This is a genomic window from Solimicrobium silvestre (assembly GCF_002976435.1).
GTDB lineage: Bacteria > Pseudomonadota > Gammaproteobacteria > Burkholderiales > Burkholderiaceae_D > Solimicrobium > Solimicrobium silvestre.
Genome location: NZ_PUGF01000004.1, coordinates 1 through 24,790 on the forward strand (window position 1 = coordinate 1; position 24,790 = coordinate 24,790).

General features: G+C 46.5%; 23 protein-coding genes and 1 tRNA gene. 11 read left to right on the forward strand and 13 right to left on the reverse strand.

Going from position 1 to position 24,790, the window contains the following annotated elements:
* Positions 1-227: 227 nt before the first annotated feature.
* The 6 genes from S2091_RS05500 to S2091_RS05525 all read right to left on the reverse strand — a co-directional run bounded on the left by S2091_RS05500 (position 228) and on the right by S2091_RS05525 (position 7,528).
* Positions 228-1,004, reverse strand: a complete 777-nt coding sequence (locus tag S2091_RS05500) for an enoyl-CoA hydratase (protein ID WP_105530809.1) — start codon at positions 1,002-1,004, stop codon at positions 228-230.
* 35 nt (positions 1,005-1,039) lie between these two features.
* Positions 1,040-2,281: a murein transglycosylase A gene (gene mltA / locus S2091_RS05505; RefSeq protein WP_105530810.1), complete on the reverse strand. Its 1,242-nt coding sequence runs from the start codon at positions 2,279-2,281 to the stop codon at positions 1,040-1,042.
* Positions 2,282-2,401: 120 nt separating this feature from the next.
* Positions 2,402-2,776: a Co2+/Mg2+ efflux protein ApaG gene (apaG, locus tag S2091_RS05510; protein ID WP_105530811.1), complete on the reverse strand. Its 375-nt coding sequence runs from the start codon at positions 2,774-2,776 to the stop codon at positions 2,402-2,404.
* Positions 2,777-2,910: 134 nt separating this feature from the next.
* Positions 2,911-4,155, reverse strand: coding sequence for a c-type cytochrome (locus tag S2091_RS05515; protein ID WP_105530812.1), 1,245 nt, complete (start codon positions 4,153-4,155; stop codon positions 2,911-2,913).
* The gene (locus S2091_RS05520) at positions 4,152-4,703 is read right to left on the reverse strand and encodes a (2Fe-2S)-binding protein (RefSeq protein ID WP_105530813.1); all 552 of its coding nucleotides are present in this window, start codon (positions 4,701-4,703) and stop codon (positions 4,152-4,154) included. The genes S2091_RS05515 and S2091_RS05520 overlap by 4 nt, the downstream gene beginning before the upstream one ends.
* Positions 4,700-7,528: a xanthine dehydrogenase family protein molybdopterin-binding subunit gene (locus S2091_RS05525; protein ID WP_105530814.1), complete on the reverse strand. Its 2,829-nt coding sequence runs from the start codon at positions 7,526-7,528 to the stop codon at positions 4,700-4,702. The genes S2091_RS05520 and S2091_RS05525 overlap by 4 nt, the downstream gene beginning before the upstream one ends.
* A 234-nt stretch (positions 7,529-7,762) precedes the next feature.
* On the opposite strand from S2091_RS05525, the gene rpe reads away from it, so the two are divergent.
* From rpe to trpC, 6 genes are all read left to right on the forward strand, one after another.
* Positions 7,763-8,440 carry a ribulose-phosphate 3-epimerase gene (gene rpe / locus S2091_RS05530; protein WP_105530815.1) on the forward strand — a complete coding sequence of 226 codons (678 nt, stop codon included), beginning with the start codon at positions 7,763-7,765 and terminating at the stop codon, positions 8,438-8,440.
* A complete protein-coding gene (locus tag S2091_RS05535; RefSeq protein ID WP_105530816.1) occupies positions 8,437-9,114 on the forward strand; it encodes a phosphoglycolate phosphatase in 678 nt (225 codons plus the stop codon). Before rpe ends, S2091_RS05535 begins: the two co-directional genes overlap by 4 nt.
* A 230-nt stretch (positions 9,115-9,344) precedes the next feature.
* Positions 9,345-10,841, forward strand: a complete 1,497-nt coding sequence (gene trpE, locus S2091_RS05540) for an anthranilate synthase component I (protein WP_105530817.1) — start codon at positions 9,345-9,347, stop codon at positions 10,839-10,841.
* Positions 10,842-11,417 (forward strand): aminodeoxychorismate/anthranilate synthase component II, encoded by a 576-nt coding sequence (locus S2091_RS05545; RefSeq protein ID WP_105530818.1) that lies wholly within the window; start codon positions 10,842-10,844, stop codon positions 11,415-11,417.
* Complete coding sequence (gene trpD, locus S2091_RS05550; protein WP_105530819.1) at positions 11,414-12,454, forward strand: anthranilate phosphoribosyltransferase; 1,041 nt, start codon at positions 11,414-11,416, stop codon at positions 12,452-12,454. The genes S2091_RS05545 and trpD overlap by 4 nt, the downstream gene beginning before the upstream one ends.
* Complete coding sequence (gene trpC, locus S2091_RS05555; RefSeq protein ID WP_105530820.1) at positions 12,447-13,247, forward strand: indole-3-glycerol phosphate synthase TrpC; 801 nt, start codon at positions 12,447-12,449, stop codon at positions 13,245-13,247. The genes trpD and trpC overlap by 8 nt, the downstream gene beginning before the upstream one ends.
* Before the next feature lie 59 nt (positions 13,248-13,306).
* Here the strand turns inward: trpC and S2091_RS05560 are convergent, their stop codons facing one another.
* The 5 genes from S2091_RS05560 to S2091_RS05580 all read right to left on the reverse strand — a co-directional run bounded on the left by S2091_RS05560 (position 13,307) and on the right by S2091_RS05580 (position 18,263).
* On the reverse strand, positions 13,307-15,154 hold the full coding sequence (locus S2091_RS05560; RefSeq protein WP_105530821.1) for a M61 family metallopeptidase: 1,848 nt from the start codon (positions 15,152-15,154) through the stop codon (positions 13,307-13,309).
* 23 nt (positions 15,155-15,177) lie between these two features.
* Complete coding sequence (locus tag S2091_RS05565) at positions 15,178-15,636, reverse strand: DUF3429 domain-containing protein (RefSeq protein ID WP_105530822.1); 459 nt, start codon at positions 15,634-15,636, stop codon at positions 15,178-15,180.
* An 87-nt stretch (positions 15,637-15,723) separates the two neighbouring features.
* Positions 15,724-16,308, reverse strand: a complete 585-nt coding sequence (locus S2091_RS05570; RefSeq protein WP_105530823.1) for a nucleotidyltransferase family protein — start codon at positions 16,306-16,308, stop codon at positions 15,724-15,726.
* Positions 16,309-16,335: 27 nt separating this feature from the next.
* Positions 16,336-17,025, reverse strand: a complete 690-nt coding sequence (locus S2091_RS05575) for a DsbC family protein (RefSeq protein ID WP_243405329.1) — start codon at positions 17,023-17,025, stop codon at positions 16,336-16,338.
* Between the two features lie 65 nt (positions 17,026-17,090).
* On the reverse strand, positions 17,091-18,263 hold the full coding sequence (locus S2091_RS05580) for an FAD-dependent monooxygenase (RefSeq protein ID WP_105530825.1): 1,173 nt from the start codon (positions 18,261-18,263) through the stop codon (positions 17,091-17,093).
* Between the two features lie 131 nt (positions 18,264-18,394).
* Here S2091_RS05580 and S2091_RS05585 point away from each other — a divergent pair.
* The 3 genes from S2091_RS05585 (at position 18,395) to S2091_RS05595 (ending at position 21,426) form a co-directional block, all read left to right on the forward strand.
* A tRNA-Phe gene (locus S2091_RS05585) sits at positions 18,395-18,470 on the forward strand.
* A gap of 547 nt (positions 18,471-19,017) precedes the next feature.
* The gene (locus S2091_RS05590) at positions 19,018-20,193 is read left to right on the forward strand and encodes a glycosyltransferase family 4 protein (protein ID WP_105530826.1); all 1,176 of its coding nucleotides are present in this window, start codon (positions 19,018-19,020) and stop codon (positions 20,191-20,193) included.
* A gap of 30 nt (positions 20,194-20,223) precedes the next feature.
* The gene (locus S2091_RS05595; RefSeq protein WP_105530827.1) at positions 20,224-21,426 is read left to right on the forward strand and encodes a glycosyltransferase family 4 protein; all 1,203 of its coding nucleotides are present in this window, start codon (positions 20,224-20,226) and stop codon (positions 21,424-21,426) included.
* A gap of 108 nt (positions 21,427-21,534) precedes the next feature.
* Here the strand turns inward: S2091_RS05595 and S2091_RS05600 are convergent, their stop codons facing one another.
* Both S2091_RS05600 and S2091_RS05605 read right to left on the reverse strand, forming a co-directional pair.
* Positions 21,535-21,906: a TolC family protein gene (locus S2091_RS05600; RefSeq protein WP_480935826.1), complete on the reverse strand. Its 372-nt coding sequence runs from the start codon at positions 21,904-21,906 to the stop codon at positions 21,535-21,537.
* A gap of 117 nt (positions 21,907-22,023) precedes the next feature.
* Positions 22,024-22,506 (reverse strand): tetratricopeptide repeat protein, encoded by a 483-nt coding sequence (locus S2091_RS05605; RefSeq protein WP_105530829.1) that lies wholly within the window; start codon positions 22,504-22,506, stop codon positions 22,024-22,026.
* A 505-nt stretch (positions 22,507-23,011) separates the two neighbouring features.
* On the opposite strand from S2091_RS05605, the gene S2091_RS05610 reads away from it, so the two are divergent.
* Both S2091_RS05610 and S2091_RS05615 read left to right on the forward strand, forming a co-directional pair.
* Complete coding sequence (locus S2091_RS05610) at positions 23,012-23,869, forward strand: GNAT family N-acetyltransferase (protein ID WP_105530830.1); 858 nt, start codon at positions 23,012-23,014, stop codon at positions 23,867-23,869.
* Positions 23,869-24,663, forward strand: a complete 795-nt coding sequence (locus tag S2091_RS05615) for a PIG-L deacetylase family protein (RefSeq protein ID WP_105530831.1) — start codon at positions 23,869-23,871, stop codon at positions 24,661-24,663. The genes S2091_RS05610 and S2091_RS05615 overlap by 1 nt, the downstream gene beginning before the upstream one ends.
* Positions 24,664-24,790 lie beyond the last annotated feature (127 nt).

Here is a 24,790-nt window from a genome sequence, read left to right on the forward strand (position 1 = left end):
CTCTTCGCTGACAAAGCGTTTTGTTTGTCTGCAGCACAGAAACGAGATTATGGGGCTTTTGCTACTCCGCGTCAACACTTATTTTTCGACACTTCGTTTTTTCTGCTCTCCCACTTTACTGCTCTCGTACCCTACTTTAAAGCGTTAATTTAACGGGTGCATTCTGCCATTCCTCCGCTTCGCTACCGCTTCTTTTTTCCCCGTCTTTCGACGGGAGGCGAACTATATCAAAGGTTGCGGAAGTTTGGCAAGCGTTTTTCTAAAAAAGATTTCATTCCTTCTTTTTGGTCTTCAGAAGCGAAGGTGCTATAGAACATACGGCGTTCATATTGAACACCTTCCGACAAGGTTGTTTCATAGGCGCGGTTGACTGAATCCTTGATCATCATAACGATAGGCAGCGACATGCCGGCGATTGTGGTCGCTGCTGCTAAAGTTTCTTCCATGAGTTTATCCAGTGGCACAACTCGAGATACTAAACCTGCACGTTCGGCTTCGACTGCATCCATCATGCGGGCGGTTAAGCACATATCCATGGCTTTTGATTTGGAAATGGCGCGCGGCAAACGCTGCGTACCACCACAACCAGGGATAGTTGCCAATTTAATTTCTGGCTGGCCGAATTTAGCGTTCTCTGCAGCGATAATAAAATCACACATCATCGCCAACTCACAACCGCCACCCAGCGCATAACCAGCTACAGCTGCAATCACTGGTTTTCTGATTTGACGAATATGCTCCCAATTACGCGTGACATAGTTACCGTTAAAGGCGTCCATATAGGTGTAATTAACCATCAGCGTAATATCAGCTCCTGCGGCAAATGCTTTTTCACTGCCTGTTAATACGATGCAGCCAATTTGTTCGTTTTTATCAAATTCATTTAATGCATGACCCAATTCGTCCATTAACTGGTCATTCAATGCATTTAAGGCTTTTGGGCGATTTAACGTAATCACGCCAACTTTACCTTTTGTTTCAACCAGGATAGCTTCGTAATTCATAATTTTTCCTCTATATATAGTATGTCTGCAATTAATTAGTGTTGATTCACTACGACGCCTAGTGGGGCGCTAGCTAATTTGGGCCAAAGCACCCACAACATGCCGCGTTGCTTCATGCGCCCCGCCATATCCCCTGCTTGCGCGCCAAAGCCCCAGAAAAAATCAGCGCGGACTGCACCTCGAATTGCGCCACCGGTGTCTTGCGCCATCATTAAGCGTTTCAACGGTACGTCAGTATTGGGTTCAGTCGTATTAATAAATACCGGCGCGCCTAATGGTAAAAATTGAGCGTCAATCGCTACCGAACGCTTTTCACTTAAGGCCACGCCCAATGCGCCTTTGGGCCCTTGCATTGGATCGCTGATTTTTTCTTCCTTAAAGAACACATAGCTCGGATTAGCATTTAATACTTCATTTTCACGCGTAGGGTTATTGGCTATCCAGTTTTTAATCCCTTGTGCCGAAGCTTGTTCTAATTTCAACTCACCTTTATCGACCAGATAGCGACCAATAGACTTATATGGCTGACCATTTTGATCTGCATACGCCAATCTGACCGTTTCATTCGTATCGGCAAAAAATATCCGCCCTGAACCCTGAACTTGCAAGAAAAACGCATCCACCGAATCATCAACCCAGCAAATTTCCTTACCAGTCAAGACACCCGGCTGTAATAACTCGGCGCGACTTGGATATGGAACTACTTTATTACCAACAACTCGTCCGCGCAGGCGCATACCTTTTAACTCTGGATACAAACCCGCCATATCAATAGTTAATAAGTCCGATGGAGCTTGGTACAACGGCGTTTGGTAGGAACCGCCGCGCTGACGAGAACCGCGTAACAAGGGCTCGTAATAACCGGTAATTAGGCCTGACTCAGTTCCGTCTGGATTAATTACTTGATAAGGATTAAAGAAGGCTTCAAAGAAACTGCGTACTCCCGAGCTATCCGTTCCATCCACAGTTTGGGCAATTGTGCACAGCTCATGCCAATCTGATTTATTTATCAATGCTTTGCACGAAGCTTTAAATGCCGGCCAGGCTTCGTTTAAATTATCTTGATTCCAGCCCGGCAAATCTGAATAGTCCAACTGTTTGAAACTCGCCTTTAAATTTTGTGGCTTCGATTCAATTACCGACACTGGTGGCGTCACAGCTGGAATTGTCGCGACAGGCGGAGTTGGTTTATTGATTGGCTCAACAACCGTCGTTTGGCATGCAGCTAACAGTAAAAGAGCGGCCAAAGACGGTACACTACGGTTTATTTTGAACATGGAGGAACTATGTGGTTAATATTTGTAGAAGCAACAGGTGCTTTTTTAGTATTTGCTTTAATTGTGTGGTGGACAATGTTCTCTGGCGCAAAGCCACCAAGTGATGAAGAATAAGACGTTTTAATGCAGCGTCCATGGCAGAGACAGTACGAACTCTGGAATAGTAGCGTTAAATTGCTCCCCATCTTCTGCAACACATAAATAAGTGCCGTGCATACTTCCTATTGGCGTAGCCAACGCTGTGCCGCTAGTGTATTCAAATTGTTGTCCCGGCTCCAAAAGTGGTTGATAGCCCACCACGCCCAATCCGCGTACTTGCTCTTCATGGTCATTGGCGTCTTTAATAATCCAATGCCGGGCGATTAATTGCGCCTTAGCTGTACCGGTGTTTTTGATGGTAATAGTGTAGGAAAACACATATCTTGACGCCTCAGGGTCCGATTGTTGCCCTAAGTACTTGGTTGCTACTGATACACTAAATTCATACAATGCCATTGATCGCCTGCTCTTCCAACTATAAAGATAAGCAGCTATTCGACACTAAATTAACTGGCAGCGCAAGCTGTGAGTGTTAATTTACATGTAACAACAGCGTCTTATCCGGAGTTTCATAAGTAAATTTCGCTTAATTATTTTGTACCCGCCGCCAATTTTAACCCTTTCACCTGCTCCGGCGTAACACTGGCGGCATGTCCACCCCACTGAGCGCGTAAAAAATTAGTCAATTGCGCTAACTCCTGATCACTTAACGTAGTCGCAAACCCAGGCATTTCCTGAAGGTTTTCAATTCCGGGGAATTTCTGCGCTTCCACCCCATCCAGAATCGTCACAATCAGATTATGCGAATCGGCATTACGTACTGTCGAATTTCCCTGCATCGGCACCGCGACATGCGGCTTACCTTCGCCCTGAAAACCATGGCAGCCAGCACAGACTGCTGTATACAAGCGCTGCCCGGCTTTTAATTCCGCTGTATCCAGCGCAATGGCTTTAACTGGCTCTGGCACAAGCGGCTTGTCACCGAACAGATAGGTGGTCACGGCAACCAGATCATCCTTACTCAGATATTGAGTACTTAAATGCACCACCGGAAACATATCGCCATAAGCTGATCCTTGCGGTGCGATACCGCTGGCAAGAAAAGTCTGCAAATCAGCAGGATTCCAGCCGACCGCTGCTAAACCGGCTGGTGTAACATTCGGTGCAGCTACCCGCGCCAATGCCGCACCAGTTAGGGATTTAGACAAATCAAGCTGACCAAATAGTCCACGTGGCGTATGGCACTCCGCGCAATGTCCCATGACATTACTTAAATATTGACCGCGTTGCCAACTGGCCGATTGGCCAACTGAAGCATCATTGAGTGAATTCTTCAGAAACAGTACGTTCCAAAACATCATCCCAAAACGCATATTGTAAGGAAATTTGAGATCAGCCGGACGCGTCGCAACGGCAACTGCTTTTTGCTGCATCAGAAACGCATAAATGGCGTCGCTATCGGCGCGCGTCATGCCGCGATATGAGGTATACGGCATTGCAGGATAAAGATGTTTATCAGGTGTTACTCCGTCATGCAGTGCTTTATAGAACTGGTCCGCACTCCATTTGCCAATGCCATGCTCTTTATCTGGCGTGATATTCGAGCCGTAAAACTTACCAAACGGTGAGGCCAGCTCAACGCCACCAGCAAAGGGCGCTCCAGTCGAAGTTGTGTGGCAAGCGGCGCAATCCGCTGCCTTGGTTAAGTAACGACCAAATTCAATCTGCGCCTTATGGTCAGGCTGGATAGTTTTATCGGTTGCTCCGATGCTGCCATCACAACCGACCAGCGCCATTAGAGCCAGCAATACCAAGCCAGTTAGCACTTTTTTCATTTGACATCCTTTACCAAGCCAGCGGTGCTTAATGCAACTTCTTTCACCGCTTCGAAATAACGTACATAACCAGTGCAGCGACAAATATGATGATTCAGTCCATCGGTAATCGCCTGATCAAGCTGGGCACGACTGACTGGATGACGTTTCAGCTTTTCCAGCAGCACAGTGGCTGCATTCACAAACCCCGGTGTGCAATATCCGCACTGAAAACTGTAATGTTCTAAAAACTTTTGCTGCACAGGCGAAAGCGTCACCACTTCACCTTGCTCGTTACGCTGGGCGTGGCCTTCTACGGTGCGTATTTGCTTGCCATCAAAAAAATGTGCTCCGGTAATGCAGGAGCGCACTTCTTCGCTGGAGCCGTCCGGCTTATCAAGTATCACCACGCAGGCATGACAAATACCTTGGCCGCAACCGAGACGTGAGCCAGTCAAATCCAGATATTCATGTAAAAAATCAATCATCATGATGCCTTCCGGCACGGGTACAGGGCCGACCGGTTTGCCGTTGATGTGCAGCGTGATTGGATAGATTGTCCTGCTCATGCCAGAATCTCCTGTAATTGTTGTTGCGTTACTGGCAAATCAGTAAACCGATGACCTATTGCATGCGCAATGCCATTCACTATCGCACCCACCACCGGTATCATCACCACTTCGGCAATTCCTTTAGCCGGATCGGTTTCAGTCAACGGTGGCAGCACTTCGCTGGTTTGGGTCCAGACTGCAACATCGGCCGCGCGTGGCAACTGGTAGCGGTTGAAATTCCAAGTGCCATTGCCGGGCCCGTCTTCATAGAGCGGCAGATATTCATGCAGGGCATGACCGATGCCCATTGCTAAACCGCCCTGCAACTGACTGGAAACCAGTTGCGGCGATAACTGGTTCCCGCATTCCATGATGGAATGATGCGTTAACAATTCCACCTTGCCGCTCGCCGCGTGAATAGCCAGCTCAACCAGCGTGCCGACTGCACTATAGTAAGTAACAGCCGCATTATTGCGTTGAGTAGGCGGGATAAATACTTTTTTGCGATTCAAAACTTCATAACCGCCGTCAGTTGTCATCCGTTTTTTCTGTACCGGACTAGCACCGTCACCATAACGTAACGATAAGCCATCCAGCGGCAGTCGCACTACATTGCCACTCACTTCAAACTCAGCTTCGCTCCATTGCCAACGATTAAATACATGGACGGTGGCACCCGTCACCAGCCCCAGTTCATGCGCTTTTTTAACTAACTGCGCGTAAGGCAGTGCCTCAAGTCCAGCCGCCGACAATTTGCCATCCACCCAACGCGCATCTTCCACACGCACTACCAACGGAGCCGCCTGACCACCGCCTATACCTTGGCTCCAGATAGACAACGCCGCTGGCCACAAGCCATGCAAAAAAATGACGCGTGCTGCTTCTCGGGTGCTGTGAGTAAAGTAAAAAGCCGAATTGGTGGCGCTGGACGGGGATGCATAAGCTGGCGACCAACGTGGATTCATCGCCAATTTGTCTTGCTCAGCCTGACTCATGATGTAGGGATCACCACTGGCCGTCACGGGTAAATCGGCCCAATCGGTAATCGCCGTTTGCACCTCATCCGCCGGTTTTCCCAGCCATTTGGCACAGGCAATGGCTTGCGAAGTCGACATGCCGGTGCCAATTTCCACGCCGCTATGATGCAGTTGGATATGTCCGTCAGCGCTGATTTCAACTTTGGCAAAGGAAGATTCTGCACCGGTTCCAAAATCCTTTTGAACACAGGCAAACCCAACGCCGTAACGCATGCCCGGATGCGCCGCTTCGTATGTCATTTTTTGTTTGGCACGATTTATCCACAAGGGATGAAGTTTGGCTTTTTGCAACACTTCATCAACCCGAATAGCGCCAGCCGGTATCGCACCCTGGGTATTTTTCATCCCGGAACGCAAGGCATTTTTAAGCCGGAAATCAATTGCATCGAGGCCGAGTTTTTCTGCGATTTCATCAACCATCATCTCGGTTGCCGCCATGCTTTGCAGTGTACCGTAGCCGCGTGCCGAGCCCGCATCAATAGCGCGCGTTGCTATCGCGACAGCAGCCAGATCATTTTTTGGAAAATAATAAATAGACTGCGCGGCAGTGGCGCCCACCATTGCGACAGACGGAGAAAAATTGGCGCGGCCGCCACCATTGGCTTCAAAATCGCCTTTGAATGATTGCAGCAAACCGCTTTTGCGATCCACCGCCATACGGTAATGCATCTTGAAAGCATGCCGTTTGATCGAGGTTTGAAATTGCTCAAAGCGGTCGTTCGCCAAACGTACCGGCTTACCATCGGCGTAAAGCGCGGTCAGCAAACCATAGAAGGGAAAATTATAGTGATCTTTAGAGCCATAGCCAACCGTATAACACGGATGCAGAAACAGTTTTTTGAGCGGGAATTTACCCTTTTTCAGCATCTCAATTGTGCTGTCCACCACCTCAGCGGGAGACTGGGTCGGCACGACCATGTGTAATTCCTGATTAACACTGTCATACCAACAGTTGGCGTTATCCGGTTCCAGTGCCGACGTATCTACCGACTGCGTGTTGTAGTCGCGCTCCATCACCAGCCAATCGGCGGGCGGCTGATCTAGTTGCTGCTGGATTTGCGCTGCGTAAAACATGCCCTGTTCGCCCAACTTGCCATGCTCTTGCCCGTCGGGCCAGACTGGTTGATGTTTGCGCATCATGCTCGGGAATAGCGGAGCATTTTTCAGGCTGGAAAAAACGTCATCATCAAACGGCGTCGCACCACCAACTCGTACAAAACGGAAGCTGCCCCAAGGATCACGTTCCAGCGGCGCACTAACTGGGCCGTATTGAATCACTTCATCTTTAAATTGCAACAAATCTTTGGCAAACCGGAATTTGGCAAAGTCGTGATAAATCAGAATCGCCACGGCATGGCCCAGATACGCTGGAATTTTACCCGCTGGCAGCAGCATGTCTTCGCCGTAAAATGCAGGAAAAGCCAGGCCGTCGCGCAGTAAATCTTCAGCGGTAACGATACGATCCGGTTGCAATTCAGCTCCGAGCAAGTTCAGGTTAAACCCTTGGTAATTGCGATCTGCCTTTGTTGTACGCAAAATCAAGGCATGCGATTGCTGCGTCGGCCAGTGCGGCATATCGCGGGATCGTATATCGCGCGCGAACACTTTAGCGCCAGTGACTTTGGCAATACCATCAATACGAAATTTGGCCTGACCGCTACTACCGTCCCATTTGATCGGGCTCAGGATTTTTTCTTCAAATAAGGCTGCAAACGCTTTACCGCCAATGGGTGCTACGTAGACCGACACCCCGGCCACCACGCTGACCTTCAAAAAGCTGCGGCGCGAAAGATCAAGTTTTATCATTTAAATTGCCTTAAAAGTCAAAGAGCATCAGGTTAGCGCTGCACCCTACAGATTCTGTAATTTCAACCAAACACCTTTAAGAGTATAGGAAATTTACAATGATGCACAAGTCAATTTGCACTAAATGAATGCTATTTCAACACTCAAAATCCAGTATTCTTCGAAGGAAATTCCAGGCTCCAAACCAGTTCAAGGTAAAATAACGCATCTTTTTTCCTCTTCAGGCCACTACCAATGAGCACCTCTCCCACATACCGCATCGCCCCCAGCATTTTATCCGCCGACTTTGCCCGCTTAGGTGAAGAGGTGCGCAATGTTGTGGCGGCAGGTGCCGACATGATCCATTTTGATGTGATGGACAATCACTACGTACCAAATTTAACCATCGGCCCGATGATCTGTCAGGCGATTCGGCCGCATGTGCAAGTACCGATTGACGTGCATTTAATGGTCAAACCTGTAGATCGTATCATTCCGGACTTTGCTAAAGCCGGTGCCAATATTATTAGCTTCCATCCTGAAGCCACAGAACATCTGGATCGCACTTTGCAGTTAATTCGCGACCACGGCTGCAAAGCTGGCCTGGCAATTAATCCCGGTACTTCATTAAATTTTTTAGAACATGTAATGGATAAGCTCGATTTGATTTTGCTGATGTCGGTCAATCCCGGTTTTGGCGGACAATCTTTTATTCCACATACGCTGCAAAAAATTGCCGCTGTCAGAAAATTAATAGATGCGTCCGGTCGCGACATTATGTTGCAAGTCGATGGCGGTGTAAAAACCGACAACATCGCTGAAATCGCCCGCGCTGGTGCCGATACCTTTGTTGCTGGTTCGGCTATTTTTGGCAAGCCTGATTACCCTGGCATTATTGCTGGCATGCGCCGTGAATTAGCTTCAGTCGCATGATAAAAATGAACGGCATTCAAGCCGCGATCATTGATTTAGATGGCACGATGATCGACACCATTGGTGATTTTCTGGTGGCGATTAATGCCATGCGTGCCGAATTTGCGCTCGCGCCATTAGAGCAAGCCGTGATTCAAAACATGGTCGGCAAAGGTAGTGAAAATTTAATCAGACAAGTACTGGCTGTCGATTTCTCACCTGCTGAAGTAGAACGCCACTTTGATGCCGCCATGAACAGCTATCAGCGCAATTACTTATCGATAAATGGTCAGTACAGCAAGCTCTACCCTGATGTACAAGAAGGATTAAGCGCATTGCAGGCGCAAGGCATCCGGCTGGCTTGTGTAACCAACAAACCAATTTCCTTTGCGCTACCGCTGTTAAAACAAAAATCGCTACATCATTATTTTGACGTGATTTATGGCGGAGATTGCCTGCCGCACAAAAAACCGCACCCAGCCCCGTTGTTACAAGTTTGCAGTGATTTTAAGCTTGAGCCCAATCAGGTAGTGGCGATTGGCGACTCAAGTAACGACGCCATCGCAGCACGCGCGGCCGGTTGCTGGGCACTTACCGTACCTTACGGTTACAATCACGGCGAGGCTGTACAAGCAATTGATACTGATGGTATAGTCGAAACCTTGTTGTGCGCTGCACATTTTGTGAACAGTTAATTAACAACCCTAACACCCCCCAAAATCATCAATAATGTTTCTCACTAAAAAACGTCCCGTCACCACTCCAGGCACTTTCGAGGCCTGGCTATGGCGACGCTAGCATTTCCAGCGGCTAATCAACATTTGCATTAGCCCAATGCCAGAGATTGGCTTGCAGCGAGGATCGTCCTTATGCAGCCAGCACGTTTTTATCATTTCACCCCACGCATGGGGAAGAAGAGAAAGTCATGACCGAAATCGAATTCCATTCCTTGGCGAACCAAGGCTATAACCGCATCCCGTTAATCATCGAAGCATTTGCCGATCTGGAAACGCCCTTAAGCGTTTACCTCAAATTAGCGCAAAGCCAACACGGCGGCAAAAACACCTTTCTGCTGGAGTCCGTGGTGCGCGGTGAGCGATTAGGACGCTATTCATTTATCGGCCTGCCAGCCAATACCTCGCTACGCTGTTATCACGAACGCTGCGAAGTACTGCAAGATGGCAAAGTGATTGAAAGCCATACCGGTAATCCACTGGAATTTATCGCTGCCTTTCAGGCGCGTTATAAAGTGGCCTTGCGTCCCGGCTTGCCACGTTTTTGCGGCGGCCTGGCAGGTTATTTTGGCTACGATACAGTGCGCCATATTGAAACGCGGTTAGCGCACTCCTGCCCAAAAGATGATTTAGGTTTGCCGGATATTCAATTGTTAGTCACGGAAGAATTGGCGGTCATTGATAACTTGTCGGGCAAGCTGTATTTGATTGTGTATGCCGACCCAAGCAAACCGGAAGCATTTTCTAAAGCCCGGGTACGCCTCAAAGAATTACGCGCCATGTTGCGCCGGAGTGTCGATGCGCCAGTGACTTCGGCCTCAGTACGCACAGAAACTATTCGCGAATTTGCAAAAGAGGATTACCTCAAAGCAGTCACTCGCGCTCAAGAATATATTATGGCAGGCGATTTAATGCAGGTACAAATTGGTCAGCGGATTAAGAAACCGTATGTCGATTCGCCGCTGTCTTTATACCGAGCCTTGCGCTCGCTCAATCCGTCACCGTATATGTATTTCTACAATTTTGGCGACATGCACATCATCGGTTCTTCGCCAGAAATTTTAGTACGCAATGAAGGCCAGGAAGATGGCAGCCATACGGTAACGATACGCCCGCTGGCCGGCACCAAGCCACGCGGCACCACACCAGCGCAAGATGAACAGTTAGCCAAAGAATTATTAGCCGACCCGAAAGAAATTGCCGAACATGTCATGCTGATTGATTTGGCACGCAATGACTTGGGACGCATTGCTAAAACCGGCACAGTACGTGTTTCCGACCAAATGGCGATTGAAAAATACTCACACGTTCAGCACATCGTCTCCAACGTGGAAGCTACGCTGCAAGATAATCTCTCCAATCTCGATGTATTAAAAGCCACTTTCCCGGCCGGTACTTTATCCGGAGCCCCCAAAGTACGCGCCATGGAAATTATCGACGAACTGGAACTCACCAAACGCGGTATTTACGGTGGTGCTTGCGGCTACTTATCATTTAGCGGCGCGATGGATTTAGCGATTGCGATCCGTACCGGCGTTTTAAAAGACGGCATGTTGTACGTGCAAGCCGCTGCGGGAATCGTCGCTGATTCGGTACCGGATTCCGAATGGCAAGAAACGGAAAATAAAGCACGCGCTGTGTTACGCGCGGCCGAACATGTGCAAGATGGCCTGGATGGGGAGATTTAAATGCTGCTAATGATAGATAACTACGATTCCTTCACCTATAACCTGGTGCAGTATTTCGGCGAACTGGGCGTAGAAGTGCGCACCTATCGCAACGATGAAATTACGCTAGACGAAGTGGCCGCTTTAGCCCCTACTCATATTTGCATCTCACCCGGACCTTGTACGCCGCATGAAGCGGGGATTTCAGTCGGCGCATTACAACGTTTTGCCGGACAAATTCCGATGCTCGGAGTGTGCCTTGGGCATCAAAGTATTGCCGCAGCCTTTGGTGGCAAAGTGATTCGCGCCAAACAAGTCATGCACGGCAAGACCAGTTTAATTGCACATACCGGCGTGGGTGTTTTCCAAGATTTGCCAACGCCGTATACGGTTACCCGTTATCACTCGTTAGCGATTGAACGTGCCAGCTTGCCGAACTGTTTAGAAGTAACCGCGTGGACGGATGACGGTGAAATTATGGGAGTACGACATACCGACTTTAATATTCAGGGCGTGCAATTTCATCCTGAATCAATTTTGTCGGAACACGGTCATGCTTTATTGAAAAATTTCATCACTGTAGCGAGCGCAAAATGAACATCACTCCACAAGAAGCACTGCTGCGTTGTATTGAACACCGTGAAATTTTTCATGATGAAATGCTGTTCTTGTTTCGCCAAATCATGAGCGGTGAAATGTCACCCGTAATGGTCGCGGCAATCACAACCGGTTTGCGGGTCAAAAAAGAAACCATCGGCGAAATTACCGCTGCAGCGCAAGTCATGCGTGAATTTTCGACCAAAGTCCCGCTCGCCAATACCGACCATTTAATCGACATTGTTGGCACCGGCGGCGATAGCTCGCACACGTTTAATATTTCTACCGCGTCGATGTTTGTCGCAGCAGCAGCAGGTGCACGCGTAGCAAAACACGGTGGGCGCAGCGTTTCTTCGTCATCAGGCAGTGCCGATGTTTTAGAATCTTTGGGCGCAAATATCAACCTCAAACCCGAACAGATTGCCCAATCAATTGCGCAAACCGGAATCGGCTTTATGTTTGCACCGAATCATCATGCCGCCATGAAGCACGCGGCACCAGTGCGTAAAGAGTTAGGCGTACGAACGATTTTTAATATTTTGGGACCGTTGACTAATCCGGCCGGCGCACCGAATATTTTAATGGGCGTATTTCATCCTGACTTAGTCGGTATTCAAGTGCGGGTATTGCAACGGCTAGGTGCGCAACATGCGTTAGTCGTTTGGGGGCGCGACAATATGGATGAAGCGTCGCTCGGTGCAGGTACTTTGGTCGGTGAATTGGTGAACGGTGAAATCCGCGAATATGAAATTCACCCGGAAGACTTTGGTTTGGCGATGTCGTCCAACCGCAGTTTTAAAGTCGCCAACTCTGATGAATCGAAACAAAAAATCTTTGAAGCATTAAGCAACACAGCTAGCCCGGCACGTGACATTGTCGCATTAAATGCTGGCATGGCGATTTATGGCGCAGGCCTTGCCACCAGCATTGCTGATGGATTAAGTCGCGCAAATGCAGTCATTGAGTCTGGCGCAGCACGCGCTAAATTAGATCAGTTTGTACAGGTAACCCAGCAACTCGGAGCGCACAATGTCTGACATTTTAACTAAAATTTTAGATGTGAAAGCTGATGAAGTTCGCGCCGCTAAAAAATATCAGGCACTCACCAGCTTGCGTCGTGAAGTAGAAGAAAACACGGATTTACGCGCTGGCGTGCGTGACTTTGAAGCCAGCATGCGCAATAAAATTCAAGCCGGAGCCGCGGGTGTGATTGCTGAAATTAAAAAAGCTTCGCCGTCCAAAGGCATCATCCGCGCAGATTTTGATCCTGCACAAATTGCGGCCAGTTACGCCACTCATGGTGCAGCGTGTTTATCTGTGCTGACCGATGTACAGTTTTTCCAAGGTGCTCCTGAGTATTTGCAGCAAGCCAGAGCTGCTTGCACATTGCCCGCCTTGCGCAAGGATTTTATGATTGATCCTTACCAGATATATCAAGCGCGATCTTGGGGTGCGGACGCGATTTTGCTGATCGTCGCGGCGTTGGATGCGGGTTTAATGCGCGAATTAGAATCCATCGCGCATGAGCTGGGCATGGCAGTTTTGGTGGAAGTGCATAACGCCGACGAATTAAAAGCAGCGCTCACATTAAAGACCGCGCTGCTCGGCATTAACAACCGCAATCTACGCACCTTTGATGTGTCGCTAGAAAACACCATCGTCTTGTTGCCGCAAATTCCAGCTGAAAAACTGGTGATTACGGAATCAGGAATAACAAGCGTGGAAGATGTAAAACGGATGCGCGATGTGAATGTAAATGGATTTTTGGTCGGTGAAGCGTTTATGCGCGCGCCAGAACCGGGAATGGAAATGGCGCGACTTTTTACATAAATAAGGCGAACTATCAATCTGCGTACACAAGTATGCAGATGTCAATATTGCCAAATTTTCTAGCTTGACTTGAGCGAACTCGGGCGCGCTAATTGTGCCGTCTGCTTAACTTTCACACGGCTTTTTGACGCAGGATCTTGCTCATTAACCTGCAAAGCCCACATCGGCACATCATCCGATTGCAAACGTACCGTAAACTGCATTAATTCATCGCGCCTGAATGCATGCACCACGACGCGGGCACCGACCGCATAACGTCCTAACAGTTTACTCAAATTAGTCGGCACATCGGTCGCACTCACTCGCAAACCATCTATCGCCACAATCACATCGCCAGCTGACATGCCTGCCGCGTGCGCAGCGCGACCATTAAACACCTGCGCCAATTTGCAGTCATTCGCTTCGCGGCTTAATTTAACGCCTAAACTTGGTTGACGCACTTTACGCTGATCGACTAAACCAACACCAAAATCGGCATACATGTCATCCAAAGGCAGATCGGCAGTACCACGCACATAGCGATCAAAAAACGGCTTCATTTTAACGCCACAAATTTGCTCGACCATCGCTTCAACCTGCGCCTCAGTCACTCCTTGCTGATCACCGGTTAGCGCTAATTTATAAAAATCACGGCCAAAGGTTTGCCACAAAGCGCGCATCAAATCATCCAACGATTTTTTACCAGCAGTTGTTTGCCGTATCGTTAAATCTAAAGCCAACGCCAGCAAAGAACCTTTAGTGTAATAACTGACAATCGCATTCGGGGAATTTTCATCTTGACGATAATATTTGGTCCACGCATCAAAGCTCGAATCGGCCAGACTTTGCTTAGTCCGTCCTGCACCACGCAACACGCCATTAAGTGTTTTGCTGACCATATTCAAATATGCAGACTCATCAATAATGCCGCTACGTAGCAATATTAAATCGTCGTAATAACTGGTAATTCCTTCAAACAACCAGAGCAATGGCGTGTAATTTTCCTGCTGCAAATCGTATGCCGCAAACGCTGCCGGTTTAATACGTTTTACGTTCCAGGTATGGAAATACTCATGGCTGCACAGGCCGAGAAAGCTGATGTAAGCCTCACTTGCATCTTCATTGCCCTCATTTCCTTTAACTGGCAAATCAGTCCGGTTGCAAATTAAAGCAGTAGAAGCGCGGTGCTCTAATCCACCATAACCATCACCGACTGCCATCGTCATGAACACATAACGATCCATCGGTGCGCGTTTCGTTTTCGGCTCAAAAAAAGCAATTTGCGTGGCGCAGATTTTTTCCAGATCGCGCACAATCCGGTCTAAATCCAGATTAGGAACCCGCCCGGTCACTACAAAGTCATGCGGAACACCATGCACGCTAAAGCTAGCCATCGCAAACTCACCCATTTCCACCGGATGATCAATGAGTGCGTCATAATTTTCTGCCACATAACTACCAAAACCATACAACTTGGCCTTCAATAAAGGCAACGAAGTCGCAACGCGCCATTGTTTGCAGGCAGGGTCGACAGGCTTTTGAATATCGACAACATGGCTGTCCATTTCTTGCCCGACCACGCGCAAAAATACGCTAGTGCCATTATAAAAACCGTGTGTTTGATCCAGATGCGCGGTACGCACCGATAAATCCCAGGCATACACTTCATATTCCAACGTCAACGAGCCGGACACTGGCACTGCTTGCCAGCTATGTTTATCCAACTTAGTTAAGCGGACTTTTTTACCGTTACAACTGGCTTTAATCTGCACAATATTGCGCGCAAATTCACGCACCATATAACTACCCGGTATCCAGGCTGGCAATATAAATACCTGCCCGATCGGATCAGGTTGATCGACTCGCACTGTCACCTGAAACAGGTGTCCGGCTAAATCTTTAGGAATAATTGTGTAGTGAATTGTCATAATTTTATTTGGAATAGTTATTTTTAAGCTCGTACATTAACCGCCAGTACCGTCAGCGCCAAAGCGGCCACTACAACAATAGTCAGGCGACGTCGCAATACTAAAAACCATTCCGGCATTTGGTATGTAACGTACAGACGTTTATCAATTTGGTAGGAGGCGATAAAACCAAACATCAGCACAAAAAAGCCAAACCCGAAATTCAGCTTGGAACACCAGGCAATCATAGTCGGAACCACACCCCAAATTAAAGCGCGCTTAATTTGCTCTGCCGTTAACTCTGGCGAAGTCAGCGCAACGCCCCAATGTATGCCGCCCAAAAACGATAAAATCGCAATCCCGTAAGCGCTTTGCGCATACACAAAACCATCCAGCCAATCCGGATGAGTGATCCAGCAAGCCAAACTTAAAATAATAAAAGGAATTAATCCGACAAAACCCAGTTGGTGGGCCAAACGCTTGCTAAGAAAATGATGATTCATGGTGTATTTTTTATAACCTACAGAGCTTAAATAGATAAGGTCAGTAGTTTAACGCCAGCTAAAGAAAATGCACACTATTAACCCAGATTACTTTCCTTGCAAATCCGACAAAAAATCAATGTCACGCACGACACCGGCATCATCTACCGGCAACTGCAATACCGAAAATTCACGCAATAAATGGCGCGCACCAATATCGCCGGTTAAGGACATTAATGCCGGAAAATGACGTTTAGAAAATCCGACCGGGTGCCCGGCCTGCTGTTGATAATACGGCTGCACAATATCCGTACCAGCGGCTAATGCCGCCAGCATTTTGCGGATAGTCTCGGTCTGCAGATAAGGCATGTCGGCCAAGGCGACCAGTACTGAATCGACGTTAGCGCCTGCCGCATGGTGTATTACATACGCCAGTGAAGCACCCATGCCTTGCTCCGCTTGTGAAAACAGATGTACTTCACAACCTGCTTCCGTCAACTGCTGCGCCAACGTTGCGCAACGCACCACCGCAATCACTTTAGTCAATACAGCAAGTAAATTGCCGGCAGCCTGTACCGCAACGGGAGTGCCACTAGGTAGAATTTGCGTTAATTTATTTTGAACACCGGTTGGATCAAAGCGCAGACCACCGCCCGCTGCTAAGAGGATGCCAACCGTATTTTGCTGTGACATGGTTCGAGGTTTTGTTTTGAAAGTAGCTTATTTAACGTCAGCTAATTTTTTTTCCAACGCGTTCGCATCAATAAAACCAGGTGCCCGTGTACCGTCAGCAAAGAATATCGCAGGTGTTCCAGTTATATGTAATTTTGCACCCAATGCCAATATTTTTTCATGTGGACTTGTCGTACAGCTAGCTGGTGCATCGGGCGCAGCGTTGCCATTCAGCATCCAGTCATTCCATGCTTGGGCAGGATTAGCAGAACACCATATATTATTAGATTTAATGGCAGAATCTTCCGACAAGATGTCATACATAAAGGTGTAGACAGTAATGTTATCTATCTTTTGCATCTCTTTGCGCAAGCGCTTGCAATAACCGCAATTAGGATCTTCAAACACAGCAATCACGCGCGTGCCGTCACCCTTAACCTGCTTCATCGCCAATTCCAGCGGCAAATCAGCAATTTTCACATTATTCAAACTTTCAAGCCGAGCTCTAGTGACGTTTTTATGCGTTTTTAAATCCATGACATTACCGACAAAAAGAAATTGCGCTTTCTCATCGGTATAAAAAATATCGCCGCCAACTTGCACTTCATATAAACCCGCGTAACTGGTTTTTTTCACCGCATCCACTACCACTTCATTTCCTAACTTCGGCTCAAGCAATTTCTTAATCGCCGCTTCATGATCCGTTTGCGCGCATGCCGTTGTGAGTATCAAGCTCATTAAAAGACTACTTACTACTAAACCTATTTTTTTGATCGATTGCATATAATCCTTTTTTAAATTAACTACTTACCCATTGCCTGCAGTATCAATTGCTTTTTTAAAAACGGCAATTTGTTTACTATTGTCATTCCCATATTCCGCACAGTTTGCAATGGCGACAATTGCGAGCCAAATAACCGCGACAAACCGTCAGTAGCCAGCTGCATTAATAATACATCTTCCTTACGCGCTCTGGCATACCGCTGCAACACCCGCGTATCACCGCAGCTGCGCCATGCTTCACGTTCCGCCACTGTTTGCAACAACGCCACCACATCGGCAAAGCCCAAATTCATTCCATGCCCAGCCAATGGGTGAACCACATGAGCTGCATCGCCGACCAATGCCAAACGCGGCCCGATGATGCTGTGCGGGGAAATAAAATTCAACGGAAAAGCTTGCACACGCTGCGGCGGCAACGGAACTAATTCGCCCAAAACCTCACCGCAATAGCGTGCCAATCGTTGCGCTAGTTGATGAGTAGTTTCCCCCAACAAGGTCACGGCCAACGCTTCCGGCGCTGACCACACCAGGGAAACTTGCTGTCCCGGCAAAGGGAGCAAAGCGACAATGCCCTGCTCGCCAATAAACCATTGATGAGCAATACCATGATGTGGTTTAGCGCAACTAAAATTAGCTACCACGCCACGCTGATCATAGGAGCGATAATCCAAGCCAATGTCGGCCTGATTGCGCAGCCAAGATTGCGCACCATCTGCACCGACCCATAATTCAGCCTGCAAGGTTGCTCCGTTTTCCAAAGTCAGCTCAGAAAAATCAGCCGACATAGCAACAGTTTTTCCCGTCATCAGCTGCACATTCGGGGCAAATCGCAGTGCCGCATCCAGCGCCTGATTTAAATTTTGATCTTCCACTATCCATGCCAACTCATTTTGGTAAGCGGCATAAGCATCTAAGTTCAACGCCGCACCGGCATCATCAAACACTTGCATAGATTCAATTGGCGCCACACGTTGTAAATCCAACGCATCCCACACCTTTAACTTGCTGAGTAAATTTTTAGCCGTATGATTCAGCGCAAACACCCGCGCATCCCATTCCGGCGATATAGCCCGCACAGTTGCGGCCCTATCTGAAGGACCCAGTAAAATCACCTGAAACCCAGCCTGCGCAAAGCCCAGCGCCACGGCTTTACCCACCGCCCCATTGCCTATCACACCGATCTCACAACGCATAGCTATTCACCCCAAATTACAATTCAAACATTATAACGGCAACACTAAAATACGCTTAGTGCGATACATTAAGAAATATTTTTCAAATTAACCTTCCATTTCCAATTAAAGCTGTCTATAATGTCGCTCTTGGCCTGGTAGCTCAGTCGGTAGAGCAGAGGATTGAAAATCCTTGTGTCGGTGGTTCGATTCCGCCCCGGGCCACCAAGAATGTGCAGTAAATACAAAGGGTTACCCGCTTCGGCTGGCAACCCTTTTGTTTTGCCCGCTTTATTTGTTGCCCCATGCAGGGTTCTCTTGATAACTGTTGCATGCGGCAACAGTATGTCGTACAAATGCAAATAGTAAATATTCAATAATTTTTCATACCTATTTCTTGTTACCTCTAGATTTAATTTAGGCAACGCTATTAAATTAGCACCTCTTGAATTCCTTAGATCAGAGCAACTATCAATTACTATTTCTTCCTCAAATTCAACATTGTTAAGCATCGATCAAATTAGTAGAGAACCTCGTCAAATATTACTGTAATTTATCGACAAATCCGAAGCTACATTGTATTCTTGGGACAATCTTTCTACCAATAAATACTTGCTGTGCATCCATAATGCACTTCAAAAATGGCGATTGGCGAAACCACTTTTTATATTTCGATCTTGGCCGAAACAGCTCCACTCAATATTGCTATTCAAAAGAAGCGTCTTGATATGATGCACATTTGAGTGAATGTATCGCTATCCCTTACTAAATCAACATGAAAATTTTATTTAATGCAGATGCCATACGTTACCCGTTAACTGGGATTGGACGCTATGCTCATGAGCTAGGGAACCGCTTACCTAAGGCCGAAGAAATTGAGAAGGTACTTTATTTTCGTGATGGCGCACTACATTCAGATTTATCGATACGCCCCAACACCGGCAACCATAGTGAAAAAGCGCGTGTGAGATTACGGCGCTGGGCGGGTTCTATGCCATTAATCAGTAAGGCTTATCACAAATTAATCGCCAAGCAACAAGAACGTGCGGCGTGCAAGCTCAAAGATGAGGGCTATATTTATCACGGGCCCAATTACTATCTGCCAGAATTCAGCGGCCCTTGCGTGGCCACCTTCCATGATTTATCTATATTTTTATGGCCCGAATGCCATCCTGAAGCGCGTGTGCGCCACATGAGCAAGGAGCTGCCATTAACCATAAAACGGGCTCAGGTGTTATTGACTGACTCTGAATTTACCAGACAAGAGATTGCTTCCTACTTTAACTTTCCATTGGATCGTATTGTCACAGCACCATTAGCAGCGTCCCCTGATTATCGACCTATGTCAGCATTTGAAGTGGCACCTGTTTTATCTACCCTGAAGCTAAATTACGGATCCTATTCCTTATTTGTTGGCACGCTTGATCCCCGTAAAAATATCGACATACTAATTGATGTGTACGAACGAATGCCTGATGCATTGCGACAACGGATACCTTTAATTGTCGCGGGTTTTGAGGGTTGGCATAGTGAAAAAACCATTGAACGATTAAAAGCTGGCGAACATGCCGGATGGGCGCGTTACCTTGGCTTTGTAGATGAAGCCGCATTACCTTCACTTTATGCCGGCGCACGAGTTTTTCTTTTCCCATCACGCTATGAAGGATTCGGCCTTCCGGTATTGGAGGCAATGGCTGCCGGAGTCCCAGTCATTTGTTCAAACGCAGCCTCATTGCCCGAAGTAACGGGAACGGATGGAGCAACTCTAATTCCCGCAGACGATGTAGATCAGCTTTACGATGCAATAGTCCGTGCACTAGAAGATGATACTTGGTGTGTAGCGGCGCGGGAACGCGGTATAAACCGCGCTAGTCATTTTTCTTGGGATAAAACCGCAGCGGCAACGATAACCGCTTATAAATTAGCCCAAAAAATAAAACAACAATCATAAGCACAACGCCGATTTTTAAAGTGGTCTTTCATGCGAGTTCTACATTTTTATAAAACTTCACTCCCAGATTCAATGGGGGGGGTTGAACAGGTTATTCACCAGATTGCTACTGGTGCTAGCAAACAAGGGGTTCACACTGAAGTGCTGGCACTAACAACAAATCGTATGCCTCGTACCATTGAAATGAATGGCTATAAAGTAAATCGCGCAAGAATGAATTTCCAGATCGCATCGACTGGATTTTCTGCCTCTGCTTTTTTACGCTTTAGCCAATTGGCCAAGAAAGCGGACATTATTCACTACCATTTTCCATGGCCATTTATGGATGTTGTGCACTTTGCTACCAGGGTAAAAAAACCGTCAGTAGTCACCTATCATTCAGATATTATCCGGCAAAAATACCTGCTTAAATTATATCGCCCACTAAAGCGAAAATTTCTTGCCAGCGTAGATCGCATTGTAACAACTTCACCTAATTACTTAAAAACCAGCAATGTGCTGGAAAAATTTTCAGACAAAGTAAGTATTATTCCTATTGGCTTAGATAAAGCTACTTACCCACAACCATCATTGGAAAAGCTGCAGTACTGGCGCACTAAACTCGGCCCTAAATTTTTCTTGTTTGTTGGCGTTATCCGTTACTACAAAGGATTGCATATTTTATTGGAGGCTATGCAAGGGGTTGATTATCCTATCGTCATAGTCGGCGCTGGCCCGATTGAAGACGAATTAAAAGCGCTAAAAAAACAACTAGGTTTGCGCAATATACATTTTCTTGGGCAGCTACCCGATGAAGATAAAGTCGCTTTATTTACGCTTTGCTATGGCGTTGTTTTCCCTTCGCATTTACGCTCAGAAGCGTTTGGCGTTTCGTTATTAGAAGGCGCAATGCACGGAAAACCAATGATCTCCAGCGAAATAGGCACTGGCACTACCTTCATTAATATCGCAGATCTGACCGGATTGGTTGTGCCACCCAGTGACCCAACAGCGTTGCAGCAAGCAATGCGATATTTATGGGAACATCCAACAGAAGCAGCAGAAATGGGGCAACGTGCTGCGGAGCGATATTGGCAGCACTTTACCGCTGATCAAATGGCGCAATCGTATGTGGATTTGTATGGAGAGTTGCTACATTCACGTGAAAATCTACATAGGCATTACGTAGACCAGACATTAGCCCGCTGCGGTGACTTATCAGCCCTGCCGCACAGGGCAAGCGACAATAATTGATGCTTCCCTTCATACAACCCCGAGTTATATCTCAAAAATGTAACCTTAGAGTAAAAATCAGGGAATAAATATCTACCGCCAATATTGCAACAAGACTTACCGTGTATTTCAATGCAACGTTGACAAATCCAGACTCCCCACGCTCGCAGCGAGTTGTATACGTGCATTCTGCCAACCTGCCAACGCCTGAATGCGCTGCTGTTGTGCATTAGCAAGCGCCGTCTGTGTAGTAATTACCTCAAGAATAGCTGCCACTCCTTTTTGATAGCGACTCTCCGAAGCGTCAAATGCTTCTTGTGCACTTTCAACTATTTCCAGTGAAATGCGCAAGTTTTCCGCACTCACTTTAAGCCCTTGATAATTGATCCAGACATTCTGAGCCACCTGCAATTCGGCATCCGGCATCCGCGAGGCTAACTTGCTTGCCCTCCAATTGTGCTTGTGCGCTGCGGATTTTGTAGGTTCTGGAGTATCCTTCAAAAAAAGGAATAGTCATCTCAACACCGATATAACGATCCCGTCCATTAGTGCCAATATATGGCTGCCCCGCCTCTGAACTCTGTGCCTGATTACTTGCGTTATAGCGCCCAACCAATCCTAACGATGGACGACCAAGTGCTTGTAGCTTTGCTCCACTCCACCGCCAATGGCATACAGAATACCCAAATGAAATTGAGCATCAGCAAACCCTAGGTCAGCCGCCTTGCGATACAAAAAGGCCGCTTGTTTATAATCTTGCGCTACGCCTTGACCATTTTCATACATTGATCCGAGCTTGTCTTGCGCGCTTACTTCTCCTTGATTGGCCGCTTTTTGATACCAAGATATCGCCTTGGAGTAATCCATATCCAAGCCCCGCCCATATTGGTAAAGCATACCCAAAATCGCCTGTGCTTTGACATTTCCGCTCAAGGCAGATTCTTTATACAACTGCGCTGCTTTCGTATAGTCCTTATCAGCGTAGTACCTTTCGGCATCATCAAAATCGTTCGCCAAGACGGGACGAGTCAATGACGCGAATACCAGTCCTATTGCGAACAATCTCCAAATTATTATCGCGAAATTTTTAAAATTTCCCACATCCACTCCTAATCACTATTGTTTAAGTCAGTCCAACGGGAACTGAATTGCTTTGCATCTCGGACAACTCATACTTAGCATATTCACATTCCTTGTCTTTGCATTTTCTAATTGCCGTGTGACACTTAATATGTCACTTGGCTTCAACGAATCATCTCGTCGACCGACTAATTGAGCAATAATAACCAGAGAGACAATGCCGCTGTCTTCTTGCGCAATGGGTAAGGCACTACGTTGTGAGTTGCAACTTGCGTTTGCTTCTTGCAACATTAGTTGATTTTTTATAAAAATAAAGTGAAGTGAATTTACACCCGAATTTTTAAAGTGGCTATGCCCTATTTAGGGCATTTTGATTGTTTTGTTGAAAATAAACAACATTATGGTAAAGCAATGAATATTCATGGTATTTAGCTGTATTCGACTTTTAGCGCACCAAGTTTTGATGCACACTCCAGGCTTCACCCTTCATTCAAAAACTACCCGAAAAGAAAACTTAGATATTTAAATGCTTACCTTTGCACCAATTAAATTCGATAACAAAACACTAGCACTATACGTTTCACTTTTCTCAACATGCTTCCCGAAAAGTACTAAATTTACGCCAGAGTATTTGCAATGGCTATATTGCAAAAATCCGGCTGGTTTAGCGATTGGATTTGATGCTTGGGATGGCGAAATATTAGCGGCACATTATGTTTGCGTTCCAACTTTTGTTTCTATTAACGGAGTTAAGGTCCAAGCTTTATTATCATTGAACACGGCAACTCATCCGCTATATCAAGGAAAAGGATTATTTACCAAACTCGCTGAACAAACTTATTCCGCTGGAGCTGAGAATAATTTTGATTGTGTGTACGGCGTTGCAAATGCCAACAGCACCCCAGGATTTATAGGTAAACTAGGATTTCAACTAGTTGATCAATTAGACGCGCGATTTGGAGTGGGTCATTTGAATATCGATTTTGAAGTCGCTAAACGCAACACGCAATTCGAGCGGATATGGTCTGCGGACTGTTTAAATTGGCGCTGCTCAAACCCCGAAAATACAGTTTATCAATACAAACATAGCGACTTCAGGCAATTTTATGCTTCAAGCGTGTGGAAATCATTCCCTGTATATGCAGAAACATTAAACGATCAAGCCATGGATTTGAATCGTAGTGAGAGAAAAAAATTTCTACCTGTCCGATTATTTTTGGGTCTGATCCCTGATGGCGCTTCACAAGACATGAAATACTTAACTATTCCACTGAGACTCCGTCCGTCACCTTTGAATCTGATTTTTCGTTCACTAACAGGGAATGTTCAAAAAATTGAAAAAGGACACGCAAGCCTTTCTTTTCTTGATTTTGATGCTTATTGATGAAGATAACTACTTCCACGCCGGTGGCACTTTTTTTGTTTGCACATCAAGATGATGAGTTTGGAGTTTTCCATGCAATATTGAGTGAAGTTAATCAAGGGCACCGCATCATTTGCGCATACTTAACCAATGGCCATGCCAAAAATGTCACGTCAGAAATTCGCAATCAGGAATCCATATCCGTTTTATTAAAATTGGGGGTCAAAAAACAAGATATCTTTTTCCCAGGGGACACACTTAACATCTCCGATTCAAAACTCCTTGAACACTTAGAACGTGCCTCCAACTGGTTAAAAGAAATATTGAGTGAAGTTTCTAATTTAGCGGCGATTTATATACCGGCATGGGAAGGCGGTCATCAAGATCATGATGCACTTCATGCACTAACAGTTTGTACAACTATGAATAGCGACGTATTCAATCGTGTTCGACAATTCCCACTTTATAATCGTTATCTTTGTATAGGTTCTTTTTTTAGAGTACTTTCACCTCTTCCATCAAACGGCGTTGTGGAGAAAATAAATATTCCACTGAAAAACCGTATTGATTTTTTACGTTACTGTTTAAGTTATCCATCTCAATTAGTTACCTGGATAGGCTTATTTCCTTTCGTTTTCTTACATTATGTTTTTATTGGAAAGCAGCAGTTGCAGCATGTGAGTTATGAACGTATTTTTCAACGCCCGCACTCAGGATTTCTTTATTACGAAAAACGTAGGTTCTTTACTTGGGAACAAATGGAAAACTGTCTATTAAAATGGATAGATATTAATAATAAAAATAAACTGAACTAACGAATAACTAATCAAAAAAGTTTTTATATATTCGCTCATGAAATTTATCGCCCCACTTCACCAAAAATCCGACTCAGTATCCACATTGACTAACTCCCCTAACAAGCCGTTGATATCCATACGAAGC

Excerpts from the sequence above, each read along its gene's own strand:
- S2091_RS05580 (WP_105530825.1), bottom strand. The coding sequence starts at position 18,263 with ATGCGTTGTGAGATCGGTGTGATAGGCAATGGGGCGGTGGGTAAAGCC.
- S2091_RS05525 (WP_105530814.1), bottom strand. The coding sequence starts at position 7,528 with ATGATAAAACTTGATCTTTCGCGCCGCAGCTTTTTGAAGGTCAGCGTG.
- S2091_RS05545 (WP_105530818.1), top strand. The coding sequence starts at position 10,842 with ATGCTGCTAATGATAGATAACTACGATTCCTTCACCTATAACCTGGTG.
- mltA (WP_105530810.1), bottom strand. The coding sequence starts at position 2,281 with ATGTTCAAAATAAACCGTAGTGTACCGTCTTTGGCCGCTCTTTTACTG.
- rpe (WP_105530815.1), top strand. The coding sequence starts at position 7,763 with ATGAGCACCTCTCCCACATACCGCATCGCCCCCAGCATTTTATCCGCC.
- S2091_RS05520 (WP_105530813.1), bottom strand. The coding sequence starts at position 4,703 with ATGAGCAGGACAATCTATCCAATCACGCTGCACATCAACGGCAAACCG.
- trpE (WP_105530817.1), top strand. The coding sequence starts at position 9,345 with ATGACCGAAATCGAATTCCATTCCTTGGCGAACCAAGGCTATAACCGC.
- S2091_RS05500 (WP_105530809.1), bottom strand. The coding sequence starts at position 1,004 with ATGAATTACGAAGCTATCCTGGTTGAAACAAAAGGTAAAGTTGGCGTG.
- trpD (WP_105530819.1), top strand. The coding sequence starts at position 11,414 with ATGAACATCACTCCACAAGAAGCACTGCTGCGTTGTATTGAACACCGT.
- S2091_RS05570 (WP_105530823.1), bottom strand. The coding sequence starts at position 16,308 with ATGTCACAGCAAAATACGGTTGGCATCCTCTTAGCAGCGGGCGGTGGT.
- S2091_RS05515 (WP_105530812.1), bottom strand. The coding sequence starts at position 4,155 with ATGAAAAAAGTGCTAACTGGCTTGGTATTGCTGGCTCTAATGGCGCTG.
- apaG (WP_105530811.1), bottom strand. The coding sequence starts at position 2,776 with ATGGCATTGTATGAATTTAGTGTATCAGTAGCAACCAAGTACTTAGGG.
- S2091_RS05590 (WP_105530826.1), top strand. The coding sequence starts at position 19,018 with ATGAAAATTTTATTTAATGCAGATGCCATACGTTACCCGTTAACTGGG.
- S2091_RS05610 (WP_105530830.1), top strand. The coding sequence starts at position 23,012 with ATGCTTACCTTTGCACCAATTAAATTCGATAACAAAACACTAGCACTA.
- S2091_RS05615 (WP_105530831.1), top strand. The coding sequence starts at position 23,869 with ATGAAGATAACTACTTCCACGCCGGTGGCACTTTTTTTGTTTGCACAT.
- S2091_RS05560 (WP_105530821.1), bottom strand. The coding sequence starts at position 15,154 with ATGACAATTCACTACACAATTATTCCTAAAGATTTAGCCGGACACCTG.
- S2091_RS05535 (WP_105530816.1), top strand. The coding sequence starts at position 8,437 with ATGATAAAAATGAACGGCATTCAAGCCGCGATCATTGATTTAGATGGC.
- trpC (WP_105530820.1), top strand. The coding sequence starts at position 12,447 with ATGTCTGACATTTTAACTAAAATTTTAGATGTGAAAGCTGATGAAGTT.
- S2091_RS05575 (WP_243405329.1), bottom strand. The coding sequence starts at position 17,025 with ATGAGCTTGATACTCACAACGGCATGCGCGCAAACGGATCATGAAGCG.
- S2091_RS05565 (WP_105530822.1), bottom strand. The coding sequence starts at position 15,636 with ATGAATCATCATTTTCTTAGCAAGCGTTTGGCCCACCAACTGGGTTTT.
- S2091_RS05595 (WP_105530827.1), top strand. The coding sequence starts at position 20,224 with ATGCGAGTTCTACATTTTTATAAAACTTCACTCCCAGATTCAATGGGG.